Genomic DNA, 15,703 nt, shown 5'->3' with positions numbered 1-15,703 from the left:
TCAGTTTTCCGGGCTTGAGCGGTAGTTATCCCGGCGTTTCAACTGGAAACGCGCAACCGCCTTGTTGTGTTCCACCAGCGTATCAGAAAATTGGTGACTGCCGTCTCCGCGGGCAACGAAATAGAGCGCCTTGCCGGGAGCCGGATTTACGGCTGCCTGTATCGCCGCAGGGCCGACCATGGCGATAGGCGTGGGTGGCAGGCCGTCGATCATGTAGGTGTTGTAGGGGGTGGACCTGCGCAGATCCGAACGACGGATGTTACCCTTGTAAGCGTCGCCCATGCCGTAGATAACCGTCGGATCGGTCTGCAGCCGCATGCCGCGATCAAGGCGACGAGTAAAGACGCCCGCTATGCGCGGCCGCTCCTCGGCCACCGCCGTCTCCTTCTCAACGATCGAGGCAAGGATAAGCGCCTCGTAGGGTGTTTTCAGCGGTAGCTTCTCCGCACGCTCCGCCCAGGCCGCCTCCAGCGTCTCATTGAGCGCCTTGTGGGCACGGGCGAGCAGGTCGAGATCCGACATGCCGCGTTCGAACTGATAGGTCTCCGCCAGAAACACCCCCTCCGGTGACGCAGCCTCGATACCAAGCGCCTCAACCACCTGCGCGTCACTCAACTCACCAAGGGTCTGGGTCAGCAACTCCTCTCGCGCCAAAGCGGCGCGCAGATCGCTCCATCGGCTGCCCTCTATAATCGTGAATTGATAACGCAGGGTGTCGCCGTTAACCATTTTCTCCAGGATCTGCCTTGGCGTCATGCCGGGATCCAAGCGGTACTCCCCAGCCTTGATCCGGGTGAATCCTGGCTCCAGACGCGCCATCACCCGCATATACAGCGCATTCTCAACAATCGACTTTTCTTTAAGATCATTAATTAATGCATTGTAATACATGCCTTTTTCGACATGATAGACCTCTGTGCTGCCGATGCCGGCCGGGCTATTGATATAACGCTGAAAATCGTTCCACAGCCAGAGCAAAGCAGCGCCAAGCACGAAAAACAATAGAACCAATATCGACGTTAAGCGCTTGATCAGCACTCCTGGTACTCCTTTTCCAACAACATCTGAAGCGCGAGCGTTCTCTCGCCCACCTTCAGTTCAACACCCTCATATTCGACCACCGGCCAGATACCGATCAGGCTGTTGCAGAGAAATATCTCCTCGGCCCTGCCGAGCTGGTCAGGCGTAAAGCTGCCGACCCGCACCGGCTCTCCCTTGCGCTCGGTCACATCCAGCACCCAACGCCTCAAAACGCCGGCAACGCCGCACTGCGTAAGGTCCGGCGTGCAGAGAACACCGTCAAGCACGAAGAACAGGTTGCTCATAGTGCCTTCGATGAGATAGCCGGCGGTGTCGCACACCAGCCCTTCTCTAATGACGACATCGCTCCATTCTGCTCTCGCCAGCACTTGCTCCAGCCGATTGAGATGCTTGATGCCTGCCAACAGAGACTGCCGGGCCAACCTGGTTTGGCACTGCCTGACCCGAACCCCCGTCTGCCGGGGGTTATCCGACCACTCCGGCATGGCCAGCAGCTGTATTATGCGGGTCGGCTCTATCACCTCATTTACGGCATACCCCCTGCCCCCCACCCCTCGGGTGACGGTCAGTTTCAGCACTCCCTGCTCCGGAAGTACAGGAAGCTCCTGTTCCAGTTGGCTGACAAGATTACCGGCAGGAATGGCAAGACGCCGACAACCTTCGACAAGGCGTTCCAGATGCCAGTCCCAAAATTGAGGCTGTCGGTGCTGGATTAAAATGGTTTCGAATACTCCCTGACCATATGCCAGGCCCCGGTCGCCAATCTCTATGGAGTGCTGAGGCGAGCCGTTGATCAGAATAGTCGGTGTCATTGTGTCCGGAGATGAAAGGTAAAACGGGAGGCCAGGCCTCCCGTTTGCTACAGCTTATTGAAGATCAATGTACCGTTAGTGCCGCCGAAGCCGAAAGAGTTCGACATAGCCGCATCGATTTTACACTGCTGCGCAGTATGGGCCACGTAGTTGAGATCGCAGCCCTCTGACGGGTTGTCCAGGTTGATGGTTGGCGGTGCAACCTGGTCGCGCAGAGCGAGAACACAGAACGCGGCCTCTACCGCGCCAGCCGCACCAAGGAGGTGACCGATCATCGACTTGGTCGAGCTCATCCGAACACTGGCCGCAGCGCTGCCGAGTACACGTTTGGCCGCGTTGGATTCCGCAATATCACCTGCCGGAGTGGACGTCCCGTGAGCATTAATATAGTGGATCTGCTCCGCATTGAGCCCGGAATCCTTGATTGCATTGGCCATGGCCAATGCCGCGCCAGAACCGTCCTCTGGCGGGGCCGTCATATGGTATGCATCATCGCTCATACCAAAACCGGACAACTCACAGTAGATCTCGGCACCGCGCGCCTTGGCGTGCTCGTACTCTTCCAGTACCAATACACCAGCGCCATCACCGAGAACGAAACCGTCACGGTCGCGGTCCCACGGCCGGCTTGCGGCTTCCGGGCTTTCGTTACGTGTCGATAGCGCACGCGCAGCGGAAAAACCCGCTACACCCAACGGGGTTGTCGCCATCTCCGCACCGCCTGCCACCATCACATCGGCATCGCCATACTGGATCATGCGCATGGCATGGCCGATATTGTGCGTGCCGGTGGTGCAAGCAGTGGTGATTGCGATATTGGGGCCGCGGAAGCCATATTTAATTGCCAGATTGCCGGCAATCATGTTGATGATGCTTCCAGGCACGAAAAACGGGGATACACGACGCGGGCCTGACGCATTCAGTACATCATGGGTTTTCTCGATCATCGGCAAACCGCCGATGCCGGAACCCAGGGCGCAGCCGATTCGAGTCGCGTTCTCATCGGACACTTCGAGACCAGCATCTTCAACCGCCTGAATGGCGGCTACCATACCGTACTGGATAAACAGGTCCATTTTTCGCGCCTCTTTGGCGCTCATGTACGGTTCGATATCGAAATTCTTAACGGATGAGGAAAAACGAGTGCCGTACTGGCTGGCATCGAAATGTTCGATATTTGCCGCACCACTCTTACCGTCAAGAATGCTTTCCCATGTCGCTTTGACAGTGTTACCAACCGGCGTCAGCAACCCTATTCCGGTTACCACCACTCTTCTGCGAGACATGTTTATCCTCCAGCACTACAAGCTGACAAAAGAAAAGCCGCACTATACAGGCATATAGATGCGGCTTTTCGATCAAACCTTGTGGGATAGATTACTGGTGTGCGTTGATGTAATCGATCGCCAGCTGAACAGTGGTGATTTTTTCAGCTTCTTCATCAGGAATTTCAGTTTCGAATTCCTCTTCCAGTGCCATAACCAGCTCAACAGTGTCCAGAGAGTCGGCGCCCAGATCCTCAACGAAGGAAGCTTCCTTGGTGACTTCTTCCTCTTTTACGCCCAGCTGCTCAGCGATGATTTTCTTAACGCGCTCTTCAATGTTGCTCATATCTCTTCCTATTGTCTTCTCAACACCATCACATCCCAAGATGCGTGACGGAATTTTAGTAAAACCCGCAACGCCCTAGCAAGCGTGACGGCTTGGATTTTTTTCTCGTCAAGCTGACGGCCAATTATCCTCAAATCGGCGAAAAAAACAATTCTTTCTACATCAGTCATGACGACTCGGTTGATCATCGGGGCCGGCCCGATCAACCCATGTACATTCCACCGTTGACCTGAATGGTCTCACCGGTGATATACGCACCACCCTCACTGCACAGGAAGCCGACCACGGAAGCGATCTCTTCCGGCCTGCCCAGGCGATTCATCGGAATCTGCGCCTGCAGGTTTGCCTTATGCTCTTCCGGCAGCCCGGAGGTCATATCGGTATCGATAAACCCGGGAGCGACACAGTTGACGGTCACATTTCGCGACCCCAACTCACGCGCCAGCGCACGGGCAAACCCTTCCATGCCGGACTTGGCTGCAGCATAGTTTGCCTGACCCGCGTTGCCCATAGAAGCCACAACGGAGCTTACGCTCACGATACGCCCCCAGCGCGCCTTAGTCATGCCGCGCAAGCAACCTTTCGCCAAACGATAGATCGAGGTCAGGTTTGTATCGATTACGGAATCCCACTCGTCATCCTTCATGCGCATCATCAGGTTGTCTCGGGTGATGCCGGCGTTATTGACCAGAATCTCGATCGCGCCGAACTCGGCCTGAATCGCTTTAACAACGCTTTCGATCGACTCCGGGTCCGCCACATTCAACACCAGCCCTTTGCCACTGTTTCCCGCAGCGGCCAGATAGTCGCTGATAGCAGCTGCCCCACCTTCACTGGTTGCCGTCCCGATCACAACCGCACCCTGAGCCGCCAGGTTTTCCGCGATCGCCTTACCTATACCTCGGGTAGCGCCAGTAACCAGCGCTATCTTACCTTCAATACTCATTCACCCATTCCTTATTTATGCCCAACCCCAAAAAACGGCCGGACACATCGATCAAAGTGCCAATGCTTTTGCCAGGCCCGCCGCATCGTTGATGGCAACGACTTCGAGCGCACGATCGATCTTCTTGTTCAAACCTGCGAGAACCTTGCCCGGCCCACACTCGATAGTGGTTTTAACACCGCAGGTTACCATGTTCTGTACGCTAGCCGTCCATAGAACCGGGCTATACAGCTGCGACAGCAGGTTAGCCTTGAGCTCCTCGATATCGCTCGGCGCCTCAGCCGTCACATTCTGAATCACCTTGATGATCGGCATACGCAGATCGATGCCGGCAAGCACTTCGCCCATGCGCTCCGCCGCAGGCTTCATCAGCGCGCAGTGAGACGGCACACTGACAGGGAGAGGGATTGCGCGCTTGGCACCCGCTGTCTTGCACGCCTCTATAGCACGCTCGACCGCCGCTTTCTCACCGGCGATCACCACCTGTCCGGGACAGTTGAAGTTCACCGCCGACACAACAGCGCCTTGGGCCGCACTGGCGCAGGCATCGGCCACAGCCGCGTCATCAAGCCCCAGGATCGCGGCCATACCGCCCGTTCCTGCAGGTACCGCCTTCTGCATATACTCGCCGCGAGCGCGCACAAGGCGAACACCATCGGCGAAATCGATCGCACCGGCACAAACCAGGGCGGTATATTCACCCAGACTGTGTCCCGCCATTACCGATGGTGCCACACCATCCAACTGATCCCAAAGGCGCCACAGAGCAACCCCTGAAGTGAGCAATACCGGCTGGGTATTTTCAGTGCTATTGAGCGCCTCCTCAGGCCCGGACTGCGCAAGGGCCCAAAGATCCTGCCCCAGAGCCTCGGAGGCTTCCCGGAAGGTCTGTTCAATAATCGGATGCTGCTCGGCTAGTTCTGAGAGCATCCCAAGATGCTGCGAACCCTGGCCGGGAAATACAAAAGCAAGCGACTGCGACATGACATCCTCATTTAACCGTGTTTCTGCCAGCCTGCGGCGCGCAAACCGCGGCCGACAGGTATAGGGTGGCGTAGTTTACAGTATTCATTAATTTTTAGAACGATCCGCGGCGCCCATCTGCCTCCCGCTTTGACAGCGCGCCATCTCGCGCGCGACCTGATCGCCGATTTTGGCCGGCACGTTGAGCCTCGCCTCCTCGAATGCCTGATCGATAGCATGACCGAAGTAGGTTCTGTTCGCGCCACCATGGCTTTTTACCACAACGCCCTTGAGACCGAGCAGCGTGGCTCCGTTGCGCCGACCGGGATCCAACTGCTGCTTGAGCTCCCTCAGTATCGGGGTCGCAAGCAAGGCAACGAACCGGCGATAGAGATTGCGCCGAAAACTGCCCTGCACCTTGCGCACCAGCAGTTTTGACAAACCTTCGCAGCTTTTCAACGCCACATTACCGACAAAGCCATCGCAGACAACCAGATCGGCCCGCCCGGAGAACAGGTCATCCCCCTCAAGATAGCCGATAAAATTCAAGCCGCCATGGGCCTGAATCAAGCGACTGGCTTCACGTACGCACTCAGTACCCTTGTTATCCTCGGAACCCACGTTGAGCAAGCCCAGCAGAGGCCGTTCCCGACGATCGATCGCCTCCACCATAACCGAACCCATGATGGCGAACTGCAGTAACTGCTCGGCACTTGAGTCGATATTGGCCCCAAGGTCAAGCATGTAGCTATAACCCTTCAGGGTTGGGATGGCGGCAACGATGGCGGGACGCTCGATTCCGGGCAGCATACCTAACACCAGCCGACTCATGGCCATGAGCGCTCCAGTGTTGCCGGCACTGATACAGGCTTGTGCACGCCCCTGCGAGACCAGCTCAAGCGCCCTCCACAGAGACGATTCGCGACGACTGCGCAGCGCAAACGAAGGCTTTTCATCCATCGCGACGACATCGTCGGCGTGGACTATTTCGAGCCGCTGAAGGTGTTTGCCAGGGTGGCGGTGAAGCTGAGAAGTGATTGCGTCGGATTGACCGACCAGGAGGATCTGCAACTGCGGATGACGCTTGAGCGCATCACTGGCCGCAGCAACAGTAACACGGGGACCGAAGTCCCCGCCCATTGCATCAACACTGATGCAATACGATCCGGTCAAGCTTATTCGTCGCCCTTGCCTGCAACGACCTGACGACCGCGATAGAAACCGTCAGCGCTGACGTGATGACGACGGTGGGTTTCACCGGTAGTCGCGTCGACAGACAGAGTCGGGCCGCTCAGCGCATCATGTGAACGACGCATATCGCGACGGGAACGAGATTTTTTGTTCTGCTGTACTGCCATGGTTATGTAGCTCCTGGTTCAACTCTTATCGGCCTTTTTAAGTTCGGCCAATACACTGAATGGGTTGGGTTTATCTTTCTGCGTCCGGGCCGCCTCATCAGCGTCACCAAAAGAGGTCTGAACGGAACAGTCATCATGGTACGCAACCAGCGGAAGACTGAGTATCAATTCATCCTCTATCAGCGACAGCAGCTCGACATCTTCAGCCTCGACGATCAGCGGATCGTAATACCGGGGCAGATTTTTAGCCTGTTCTTCGTTGAGCACCATAGCCAGATTGACTTCAGCCTCAACATCTACCGACACCGGTTCAAGGCAGCGCTGGCAGGTCAGCATGACACTACCGCTCGCCGATCCGGAGACGGTTCTTAAACGCTGCTCATCCACCGCAAACGACAGCTCGACCTGGACTTCACCAGAGTCGTTCGCAAGAAGCGAGACCAATCGCGGCATTGCGGATACATCTGCAACACCCTCAATTTTCGCTTCCCGCTCAGCCAGTTTGCGCGGGTCAACTCTTTTCGGTAAAGGACCGTACGACATAAGCGCGCAATTCTAGGTGCCAAATAGATGCCTGTCAAAGGAAAGCAGGCGTTTTAATCTATAAAAATAGCGCTAATATGCCGGTTTCCTGAAAAGCGGTGTGCAAGAAGGAGATTCGATATGTCACGCCCTCTCGTTTTGGCTTCAGGCTCAGCCTATCGCCGCAGCCTTTTGGACAAGCTAGGGATCGATTATAGCTGCGATTCACCCGACATAGATGAAACTCGACTGCCGGACGAGAGTGCCGAAACGCTTGTCGCCAGACTCGCGCTCGAAAAAGCGCAGGCAGTAGCCTCCCGCCATCCCGATGCGCTGATTATCGGATCGGACCAGGTTGCCACCCTCGATGCCCATATCCTGGGTAAGCCGCTGACCCATGAGCGCGCCGCTGAGCAACTTGGTCTGGCCTCAGGCAGAACGGTGCGTTTCCTGACCGGGCTATGCCTTTTCGACGCCGCAAGCGAGCAGTTTCAACTGGAAGTAGTCCCCTTTGACGTAGAGTTTCGCCAGCTGCGGCGGTCCCAGATCGAAAACTATCTGCGTCGCGAGCAGCCATATGACTGTGCGGGCAGTTTCAAATCCGAGGGGCTGGGTATCGCGCTGTTTCAACGGCTGATCGGTGAGGACCCGAATGCACTGGTCGGGCTGCCGCTGATCTGCCTGATCAAGATGCTGGAGCGTATGGGGGTAGATGTATTAAGGGGCGAATAATCGCCCCTTGTCAGTTCGGTGTGGTTTAGCGCAGCTGCACGCCGCCGCCCAGCCCCACCATATTGGCCAGATGACTGGCCATGCTGACGCCGAGACGGTCGATCAACTGCTCCAGCGGACTGCCCTTGGCGCTGTAGTCGACCAGCGATTCGACACCAACTACCTCCCGCGCGACATAACTGGCACTTCCCAGGCCATCGATCAGGCCGAGTTCCACCGCCTGCTCGCCGGTCCAGACCAGCCCCGAAAACAGTTCATCGCTATCCTTCAGACGTTCGCCACGTCCAGCTTTGACCTGATCGATAAACTGCTGGTGTGTGGTGTCGAGGATCTTTTGCCAGAACTCCTTCTCCACATTCGGCAACGGCTGGAACGGATCGAGCAGCCCCTTGTGCTCACCGGCGGTCAGCATACGGCGCTCTACGCCAACCTTCTCCATCAGATCGACAAATCCGAAACTGGCCGATACCACGCCGATGGAGCCGACCAGACTGGCTTTGTCGGCATAGATCTCATCGGCCGCCGCGGCAATATAGTAGGCACCGGATGCCCCGATATCGCTGATCACGGCATAGACTTTCTTTTCGGGATAGTTGCCACGCAGGCGCTTGATCTCATCGTATACATAGCCCGCCTGCACCGGACTGCCACCCGGGCTGTTGATGCGCAGAAGAACGGCTGTGCTGTGCTTGTTCTCGAACGCCCGGCGTAGCGATCCGACCAGCGAGTCGGCATTGGCTTTTTCCCCGTCGGCAATCGGCCCCTCCACACGTACGACGGCCACATGGGCATCCGATGCCGGCGATGGAATGCTTGGCGTATCTTTGAACAGGTAGAGACCGAGCAGCGTAAACAGGTAGGCGAAGGTCAACAGCTTGAAGAAGATCCCCCATCGCCGCGTACGTCTGTGCTCTACATGAAGCCCGTTTACCAACTTTTCTATCAGACGCCACTCCCGGCTGTCACTCCGGGTTTCCACGCTGACCTTCTGGTCGTTGGTTTGAGTGCCGTTTGCCTCTTCTCCCCAAGGGTTCTGTGTCACGATACGGTCCTCTGCTGCTGTTCATCCCTGAGTGTTTCGAGCCAGATCTCCAGTTCCGGAAACTGATGAATCTCCGTACGCGGCTGATGTTGCCGCAGGCGATCCAGATGATGAGCACCGTAGCTGACCGCCACTGTCGGCATACCGATTCTATAACCCATCTCCAGATCATATTCAGTATCGCCGATCATCAGCGCATCGCCAGCGACCAGTCCGGTTTCATCTAATATTTCGATCAGCATGCAGGGGTCAGGCTTGGATTTTGTCTCATCGGCACAACGGCTCAGCTCAAACAGATCACCAAGCCCGGTGTCCCGAAGCGCGCGATCGAGCCCTCGCCGACTCTTCCCGGTTGCCACCGCCAGGCGATACCCCTTGTCACGCAACCGGTTCAGCGTCTCTCTTACACCGGGGTAGAGCTCGGTGGGTGTCTGGTTCTGCACAAGAAAATGATGGGCGTAGCGCTCACGCATCTGCTCGAGCGCATCGGGCTCTATCTCGGGGATCAGGGCCTGAATCGCCTCCGGCAACCCCAATCCGATGATATTACGTACCGCTTCTGGACAGAGCAGCGGATGACCGAGCTCGTCGGCGGCTGCCTGCATGCTGGCGATAATACGCGCCTGGGAGTCGATCAGGGTTCCGTCCCAATCAAAGATCAGCAGTTTAAACAAAAGGAACTCCTTGCTGTTGAGTACTTCTGGAGTCCCTGTATATAGGAATCGCTTGTTAAAACACAACCCCACGACGCTAATCAGGCCAGATGACGAGCCAGCAACTCAGCCAGATGAATGCCGTCGGGCCCGCCGAGACGCGCCACCTGCTCGCGACAGGAGAAACCGTTAGCGAGCAGTTCCGACTCCGGACTCTCAGCCAGCCTCGGCATCAGTGCCAGTTCTGCCATGGCACGGGAGTCCGCAGCATTCTCCGCCTCAAAGCTGAAGCTACCGCCACCACCACAACAGGAAGCCTCGATAAATTCGAACTCCAGCTCAGGTATCAGCTTTAGCACTTTGCGCACCGACTTCATCGCGCCGACCGCTTTCTGATGACAGTGGCCATGTACCAGAATCGGTTTGGCATCCTGCCTCGCCTGCAGCGCCAGCTTCAGCCGCCCAGCCGAAATTTCGCGAGCAATAAACTCTTCGAACAGCAGTGCCGACGCAGCAACGTCAAGCGCGCGTTCACCGAGCCCAAGCGTCAGCACCTCATCCCTCAGCATGAGCAGGGTTGAAGGCTCCAGACCGATCACCGTCCTGCCGGCCTTGAGATGGGGTTCCAGCTCATTGATAAGTGCTTGAGCCTGCTTTTTCGCGTCACGAAGCAAGCCCTGGGAATAGGCACTGCGACCACCGCAATGCTCTTTTAACAGATGAACCCTGAACCCGGCCGCCTCCAACACTTTAAGCGCCGCATCTGCCGCGGCCGGCGAGAAATGGTAGGTAAAGCTATCCAGCCACAGCAACACCTCGGGCGCCTCCGGGCGATTATCCAGCGGTCGTAAACGCGGCAACCGCTGGGGCATGGGCAAGGGATGTTCCGTATTCAGACCCAGCTGTCGGGCGAGTTGGGGGAAGGCGTTGAACAGCGCAACCCCCGCCTTCATCACCAGGGGATAGTGCAGCAACTGAGGCAGACGGGCGAAAAGCCGCTGCCTCAAACGCGGCGCTTGAGTCTTTAGCCGCTGGGCAAAATATTCGGTGCGGATAGTTGCAAGATCGAGATTGGTATCGCATTCACGCTTGCACCCTTTGCAGGATACGCAGGCCTCCATGGCGCGATCCAACTCTGCCTGCTCCTCTGCGGTGATCTCGCCGTTCAGCATCCGTTTGAGAAGACGGCTACGTCCACCAGGAGAATAGGCAGCGTCCCGATGAACACGGAAGCTCGGGCACATAACGCCCTTTTCGATGGGGCGCAAACACACCATGCTGTTGATACAGACCGCCACCGCCTTGGCAAAGTCACCGCCGCTTTTCGGTATATCGGCATACGCATCCCCAAGACCTGCGTTTTCATAGCCCGACCAATCCAGCTCCGGCTCTATGGCCTTGTCGGAAACGCAACATTGTCCTGCTCTCATTCGCACAAGGTTAGTCATGGTGGTCCTGTCTGACTTACTACAATCGGATTCGAGCCGCCGATGCTCAACCGCATCAGCGGCTGCAGGCCAGACCACGGCTGCCGGAACAGGAAAGGGAGCTATCCTGAACAGCCCTGGTGCGCCTGTCAGACAGGTAGTTGCAAGATCCAAACCATGATCGCCAACCGGAAGGCTGGCGTGCTATCAGTGCAGCTTGAGGCGGGGACGGATAACCTTGTTTATTCTCGACACCAGCGTCACCAGCGCGGTTTTGAAATAGCCATAGAGCGCCACCTGATGCATTCGATAGAGTGACACATAGACCACCCGTGCAAGGTGGCCTTCGACCATGACACTGCCCCGGGTCAGGTTGCCCATCAGATTGCCGACGGTGGAATACTTGCTCAACGACACCAGGGAACCGTAGTCACGATACTCGTAGGCGGGTATATCTTCGCCGCTCAGGATGCGCGTAAAGTGGGTATAGAGATGGCTGGCCATCTGGTGAGCGGCCTGGGCCCGGGGCGGAACCAAGCCACCCTCTTCGTCCCGGCGCTCACATGCGGCACAATCGCCTATAGCGAATATGCGCTCATCGCGGGTGGTGCGCAGATCGGAACCGACGATCAGCTGGTTACGGTTATTGCATTCCAGTCCATCCAGGGTCTGCAGCAACTCCGGTGCCTTTACCCCCGCCGCCCACACCATAAGATCGGCCGGTATCGTCTCACCCTTGTCGGTCATCAGCTCACCGGCGCGCACCTCGGTGACCTGGGTTTTTTCCCGCACATCCACGCCGAGCTTGCGCAGCTCCGTTCTTACCGCCGCGGAGATACGGCTGGGCAGCGCCCCCAGTATCTGCGGGCTGGCTTCGATCAGGGTGATTTTCAAGCTGCTCGGATCGATATTGGAGACGCCGTAGGACACCAGTTCCTGAGCAGAGTTGTAGAGCTCCGCAGAGAGTTCGACCCCGGTAGCACCGCCGCCGACGATCGCGATGCGCAATTTGTTGTGATCGCCATGGGCACTGAGTCTCAGGCAGGTATCAAGCAGCTCGTTATGGAAATTATCGGCCTGGTTACGATCATCCAGAAAACAGCAGTGCTGTTTGACGCCGGGAACACCGAAATCGTTGGTTTTACTGCCGATGGCCAATACCAGATAGTCATAATAGAGCGTTCTGGCGGGCACCAGCTCCTCCCCCGTACTGCTCAACAGCGGCGCCAGGCGAACGCACCGCTGTCCACGGTCGAGCCCTTCCAGACTTCCGATCTGGAACTGGAAATGTGCCTGCCGTGCCTGAGCCCGGTAACTGAGTTCATCGATGCTGGAGTCAAGACGCCCGGTCGCCACTTCGTGCAGCAGCGGCTTCCAGACATGCGTCGTTTCGCGGTCGACCAGCGTTACTTTCAGCCCCTTGCGTCCATATTTTCGGCCCAACCGAGTCGCGAGTTCCAAACCTCCCGCACCGCCACCGACGATGACGACATGCTGGTAGAGGTTATTGGTACCTGTCATATTTTGTCCTTACAGCGACCCTGGGGTTCGCTGGATCTGTTGGAATCGTCTATAACCTCTGCCTGTCCCTAATATCGACAGCTGCCCATCTTCGCGAGCTCTTTTCCCAGAGTATCAATCTACTGTATTAAATTACGCGCTACTGCTGAATAGACTCAACACATTCATTGCTCGAGCAGATGATGCATAAGCGCTCTCAGCTTCCCCGGTTTGAGCGGTTTGTTCAATACGGTCAAACCCGCTTCACGGAACAGGCGCCGAGTTTCGCCGCTACGGTCGGCCGTGAGAATTGCTGCCGGGAGCGACCGACCATAATGTTCGCGCACGAACCGAACCGCATCGAGCCCGGTTTCATCATTATCCAGGTGGTAATCGGCCAAGATAATGTTCGGCGGCCCTGCTTGCTCAACGGCCTCGTCCAGATTTTGCGCCGTGTCGACCTTGCAACCCCAGCCCTCCAGCAACGCGCGCATACTCACCAGTATTTCAGGTTCATTATCGACCACCAGCACATGCGCGCCGCGCAGCGAATCCTGTTGACCGGGAGTGGCTGCATACTTGAGCGTACTGTCGCTGCTCTCGGCCAGTGGCACCATCAACCCGAAGCGCGACCCTTTACCCTCGATAGAGTCGAGCTGAATGCGGCACTCCAGCACACGAGCTATACGGTCGACGATCGCCAAGCCCAGTCCGACACCGCCACGCTTGGCGCCGCTGTTTTTAAGCTGGCGAAACTCAAGAAATATCTCTTCACGCTGCTCGGCCGGGATTCCGGGTCCGGTGTCCCAGACCTGGATCAACACCTGGTCGCCGCGTCGCCGCATCGATAACAGTACTTTGCCGCTGTCGGTGTAACGAATCGCGTTGCCGATGAGATTACGCAGGATGCGCGAAAGCAGCCTTAGATCCGAGCGCACAGAAAGATTGGGCGCATGGATACGGAACTCCAGGCCCGCCTCTTCAGCCAAGGACTGAAACTCCGCCTCCATGTTGCGCAGCAGGTGAGAAAGCGGAAATGTTTGAACATCGGGCTGAACGGCGTTCTGGTCCAGTTTGGAGATATCAAGCAGGTCGGACAGCAGGTGTTCAGCACCGGACAGCGCGCGATGAACCCGCTCCACCAGATCGCCCTCGTAAGCTGCCAGTTCCCGCTCACGCAGGGTGGACACCAGCAGCCTCGCGGCATTCAGCGGCTGCAGCAGATCATGACTGGCGGCCGCCAGATACTTGTCCTTGCTGCGATTGGCATTCTCTGCCGCTTCCTTGGCCAACGCCATCTCGTGCTCTGCAAGCTGACGTTCAGCCACCTCCTCCCGCAAGCGCTCGTTCAACCCCAGCAGCTCTTGAGTACGCTCACTGACCCGCTGCTCCAGCGCTTCGTTGATCGCCTGCATCTGGTTCTGCATCCGCACACGTTCAGTGATATCGGAGACAAAGCCTTCGATGATGGTGCGGTCCTCCTCCTGCCTGAGCAGGAGATTCATCGAAACGTGAATCAGCCCACCACCCGTTTGCTTCAACCGGGTCTGGTAGAGCAGCAACTGACCGAGCGCCATCAGTTGCTGGCGTATCTCGGCAAACTCCGCGGCACCACCCTCGAGCAGGTTAGCCAGCTCGCCGTCCTGCTCCAGTGATACGCCGGTCTCGACGCCGCAGATGCGTGCCAGCGCGGGATTGGCCTTTTCTATACTCCCGTGCAAATTGGCTTGGAAAATGCCGTGCAACGCATTTTCGAACAACCATTTATATCGGTTTCGCTCAGTTTCAAGCTCTTCTATCTTGAGCTGCAACGCCGGGTAGTAACTTTTGCGGGCGGACTGCCCACCCAAACCTATCAGGTCATCGACTGAAACAGATGGCTCAGAGGGCTTCTTCATACACGATCTCGACGTCGCGCAGGTTCGAGCGACGCGGGTTGGTCAAAATGCAGGGGTCCTTGATCGCATTGGCGCTGAGATAGGGAATATCGGACACGTTAACACCGTATTTGCCCAGCGTGTTTTTCAATCCCACATCCCGTTTCAGAGCCTCTACATGGTTGTGCAGACGTTTCTGAATCTGTTTGCTGGTCAACCCCCGAGTATCGATCCCCATGGTTTGGGCGATGACCGCGAAGCGATCCTGGGCCGCAGAGAAGTTGTAGTCGATCACATGCTCCACCAACATGGCGTTGCACAGACCGTGTGGCAGGTCCAGATAGCCTCCAAGGCTGTGGGACATGGCATGCACCGCACCCAAAATCGCGTTGGAGAACGCCAGTCCCGCTTTCATGGAACCGAGCATGATCTGTTCGCGCAGATACTTGTCTTCCGGTTGCTCCACCAACAGGGCCAGGTGGTTATTGATCAGGCGAATCGCGTCCAGCGCATGCATGTCGGTCAGCGGACCGCTGCCGGTGGAAACGAAGGCTTCAATTGCATGAACCAGCGCATCCACACCGGTACAGGCGGTGAGAAAGGGTGACATGGTGCTGGTGGTATCCGGGTCGATCAGCGATACGTCGGGAACCACCGATTTACTGACGATAGAGAACTTCACCCGCTGTTCCAGATCGGTGATGATCGCGAACTGCGACACATCCGCCGAGGTGCCGGCTGTCGTCGGAATAAAGATCAACGGCGGGATCGGGTAACGGGTCTGGTCTATCCCTTCGAAGGCACGAATTGCCTCACCGTGAGTGCTGACGATCCCTATGCCCTTGGCGCAGTCCATCGGGCTGCCGCCGCCGATGGCGACGATGACGTCACACCCTTTTTCCCGGTAGATCTCCGCACCGCGCATCACCTCTTCACTGCGCGGATTGGGTGACACTTCGGTAAAACGCACCACATCCAGGCCCTGCTCATGCAGCAGCTGCTCGATCTCCAGCACCCAGCCTGCGTTGACGACGCCCGGGTCTGAAACCAGCATGACACGATGTGCACCGAAGGTTTTTGCGTAGTTGCCGACCATCTTGCGTGCGCCGCTGCCGAAGATGATTTCGGGCGCAACGAACTTCCGAAGACTGGAGACTTCGTGGGACATGGTTCCTGCCTCTAGCTAAGCGGCACTTTGCGCGCCGCATTTTTCATTATT

At 57.1% G+C, this 15,703-nt stretch carries 17 protein-coding genes; 1 reads left to right on the top strand and 16 read right to left on the bottom strand.

Features of this window, described 5'->3' with window-relative positions:
• The 10 genes from mltG to KQ940_RS17700 form a co-directional block, all read right to left on the bottom strand.
• Nucleotides 1–1,038, bottom strand: coding sequence for an endolytic transglycosylase MltG (mltG, locus tag KQ940_RS17745; RefSeq protein WP_343222678.1), 1,038 nt, complete (start codon nucleotides 1,036–1,038; stop codon nucleotides 1–3).
• Nucleotides 1,032–1,853: an aminodeoxychorismate lyase gene (gene pabC / locus KQ940_RS17740; RefSeq protein WP_217415147.1), complete on the bottom strand. Its 822-nt coding sequence runs from the start codon at nucleotides 1,851–1,853 to the stop codon at nucleotides 1,032–1,034. The genes mltG and pabC overlap by 7 nt, the downstream gene beginning before the upstream one ends.
• 47 nt (nucleotides 1,854–1,900) lie before the next feature.
• The gene (gene fabF, locus KQ940_RS17735; protein WP_217415146.1) at nucleotides 1,901–3,139 is read right to left on the bottom strand and encodes a beta-ketoacyl-ACP synthase II; all 1,239 of its coding nucleotides are present in this window, start codon (nucleotides 3,137–3,139) and stop codon (nucleotides 1,901–1,903) included.
• Between the two features lie 91 nt (nucleotides 3,140–3,230).
• On the bottom strand, nucleotides 3,231–3,464 hold the full coding sequence (acpP, locus tag KQ940_RS17730; protein ID WP_027854376.1) for an acyl carrier protein: 234 nt from the start codon (nucleotides 3,462–3,464) through the stop codon (nucleotides 3,231–3,233).
• 8 nt (nucleotides 3,465–3,472) lie between these two features.
• Nucleotides 3,473–3,634, bottom strand: coding sequence for a hypothetical protein (locus KQ940_RS17725; RefSeq protein WP_217415145.1), 162 nt, complete (start codon nucleotides 3,632–3,634; stop codon nucleotides 3,473–3,475).
• Nucleotides 3,635–3,666: 32 nt separating this feature from the next.
• Nucleotides 3,667–4,410 carry a 3-oxoacyl-ACP reductase FabG gene (gene fabG / locus KQ940_RS17720; RefSeq protein WP_217415144.1) on the bottom strand — a complete coding sequence of 248 codons (744 nt, stop codon included), beginning with the start codon at nucleotides 4,408–4,410 and terminating at the stop codon, nucleotides 3,667–3,669.
• 51 nt (nucleotides 4,411–4,461) lie between these two features.
• Complete coding sequence (gene fabD / locus KQ940_RS17715; RefSeq protein WP_217415143.1) at nucleotides 4,462–5,394, bottom strand: ACP S-malonyltransferase; 933 nt, start codon at nucleotides 5,392–5,394, stop codon at nucleotides 4,462–4,464.
• Nucleotides 5,395–5,481: 87 nt separating this feature from the next.
• A complete protein-coding gene (plsX, locus tag KQ940_RS17710; RefSeq protein ID WP_217415141.1) occupies nucleotides 5,482–6,546 on the bottom strand; it encodes a phosphate acyltransferase PlsX in 1,065 nt (354 codons plus the stop codon).
• A 2-nt stretch (nucleotides 6,547–6,548) separates the two neighbouring features.
• On the bottom strand, nucleotides 6,549–6,731 hold the full coding sequence (rpmF, locus tag KQ940_RS17705; protein WP_188747582.1) for a 50S ribosomal protein L32: 183 nt from the start codon (nucleotides 6,729–6,731) through the stop codon (nucleotides 6,549–6,551).
• 18 nt (nucleotides 6,732–6,749) lie between these two features.
• Nucleotides 6,750–7,274: a YceD family protein gene (locus tag KQ940_RS17700; RefSeq protein WP_217415140.1), complete on the bottom strand. Its 525-nt coding sequence runs from the start codon at nucleotides 7,272–7,274 to the stop codon at nucleotides 6,750–6,752.
• A gap of 120 nt (nucleotides 7,275–7,394) precedes the next feature.
• Here KQ940_RS17700 and KQ940_RS17695 point away from each other — a divergent pair, with 120 nt between their 5' ends.
• A complete protein-coding gene (locus KQ940_RS17695; protein WP_217415139.1) occupies nucleotides 7,395–7,985 on the top strand; it encodes a Maf family protein in 591 nt (196 codons plus the stop codon).
• Nucleotides 7,986–8,010: 25 nt separating this feature from the next.
• Here KQ940_RS17695 and sppA read toward each other — a convergent pair whose 3' ends face one another.
• The 6 genes from sppA to ercA form a co-directional block, all read right to left on the bottom strand.
• The gene (sppA, locus tag KQ940_RS17690) at nucleotides 8,011–9,027 is read right to left on the bottom strand and encodes a signal peptide peptidase SppA (RefSeq protein WP_217415138.1); all 1,017 of its coding nucleotides are present in this window, start codon (nucleotides 9,025–9,027) and stop codon (nucleotides 8,011–8,013) included.
• The gene (locus KQ940_RS17685; protein ID WP_217415137.1) at nucleotides 9,024–9,701 is read right to left on the bottom strand and encodes an HAD-IA family hydrolase; all 678 of its coding nucleotides are present in this window, start codon (nucleotides 9,699–9,701) and stop codon (nucleotides 9,024–9,026) included. The genes sppA and KQ940_RS17685 overlap by 4 nt, the downstream gene beginning before the upstream one ends.
• A gap of 80 nt (nucleotides 9,702–9,781) precedes the next feature.
• Nucleotides 9,782–11,110 carry a (Fe-S)-binding protein gene (locus tag KQ940_RS17680; RefSeq protein WP_217415136.1) on the bottom strand — a complete coding sequence of 443 codons (1,329 nt, stop codon included), beginning with the start codon at nucleotides 11,108–11,110 and terminating at the stop codon, nucleotides 9,782–9,784.
• A 204-nt stretch (nucleotides 11,111–11,314) separates the two neighbouring features.
• The gene (locus tag KQ940_RS17675; protein WP_217415135.1) at nucleotides 11,315–12,628 is read right to left on the bottom strand and encodes an NAD(P)/FAD-dependent oxidoreductase; all 1,314 of its coding nucleotides are present in this window, start codon (nucleotides 12,626–12,628) and stop codon (nucleotides 11,315–11,317) included.
• A 164-nt stretch (nucleotides 12,629–12,792) separates the two neighbouring features.
• Nucleotides 12,793–14,505, bottom strand: a complete 1,713-nt coding sequence (locus KQ940_RS17670) for a PAS domain-containing hybrid sensor histidine kinase/response regulator (protein WP_217415133.1) — start codon at nucleotides 14,503–14,505, stop codon at nucleotides 12,793–12,795.
• Nucleotides 14,489–15,652 carry an alcohol dehydrogenase-like regulatory protein ErcA gene (gene ercA, locus KQ940_RS17665; protein ID WP_217415132.1) on the bottom strand — a complete coding sequence of 388 codons (1,164 nt, stop codon included), beginning with the start codon at nucleotides 15,650–15,652 and terminating at the stop codon, nucleotides 14,489–14,491. Before ercA ends, KQ940_RS17670 begins: the two co-directional genes overlap by 17 nt.
• Nucleotides 15,653–15,703 lie beyond the last annotated feature (51 nt).

This window comes from Marinobacterium ramblicola, assembly GCF_019084545.1.
Lineage (GTDB): Bacteria > Pseudomonadota > Gammaproteobacteria > Pseudomonadales > Balneatricaceae > Marinobacterium_D > Marinobacterium_D ramblicola.
The sequence above is the reverse complement of the archived record's forward strand: the minus strand, read 5'-3'. Positions and strand labels throughout refer to the sequence as shown.

Coding starts and splice junctions, on each gene's coding strand:
- fabF (WP_217415146.1), bottom strand. CDS start 3,139: ATGTCTCGCAGAAGAGTGGTGGTAACCGGAATAGGGTTGCTGACGCCG.
- KQ940_RS17695 (WP_217415139.1), top strand. CDS start 7,395: ATGTCACGCCCTCTCGTTTTGGCTTCAGGCTCAGCCTATCGCCGCAGC.
- KQ940_RS17675 (WP_217415135.1), bottom strand. CDS start 12,628: ATGACAGGTACCAATAACCTCTACCAGCATGTCGTCATCGTCGGTGGC.
- KQ940_RS17670 (WP_217415133.1), bottom strand. CDS start 14,505: ATGAAGAAGCCCTCTGAGCCATCTGTTTCAGTCGATGACCTGATAGGT.
- ercA (WP_217415132.1), bottom strand. CDS start 15,652: ATGTCCCACGAAGTCTCCAGTCTTCGGAAGTTCGTTGCGCCCGAAATC.
- acpP (WP_027854376.1), bottom strand. CDS start 3,464: ATGAGCAACATTGAAGAGCGCGTTAAGAAAATCATCGCTGAGCAGCTG.
- KQ940_RS17725 (WP_217415145.1), bottom strand. CDS start 3,634: ATGACTGATGTAGAAAGAATTGTTTTTTTCGCCGATTTGAGGATAATT.
- KQ940_RS17680 (WP_217415136.1), bottom strand. CDS start 11,110: ATGAGAGCAGGACAATGTTGCGTTTCCGACAAGGCCATAGAGCCGGAG.
- rpmF (WP_188747582.1), bottom strand. CDS start 6,731: ATGGCAGTACAGCAGAACAAAAAATCTCGTTCCCGTCGCGATATGCGT.
- fabG (WP_217415144.1), bottom strand. CDS start 4,410: ATGAGTATTGAAGGTAAGATAGCGCTGGTTACTGGCGCTACCCGAGGT.
- fabD (WP_217415143.1), bottom strand. CDS start 5,394: ATGTCGCAGTCGCTTGCTTTTGTATTTCCCGGCCAGGGTTCGCAGCAT.
- KQ940_RS17700 (WP_217415140.1), bottom strand. CDS start 7,274: ATGTCGTACGGTCCTTTACCGAAAAGAGTTGACCCGCGCAAACTGGCT.
- pabC (WP_217415147.1), bottom strand. CDS start 1,853: ATGACACCGACTATTCTGATCAACGGCTCGCCTCAGCACTCCATAGAG.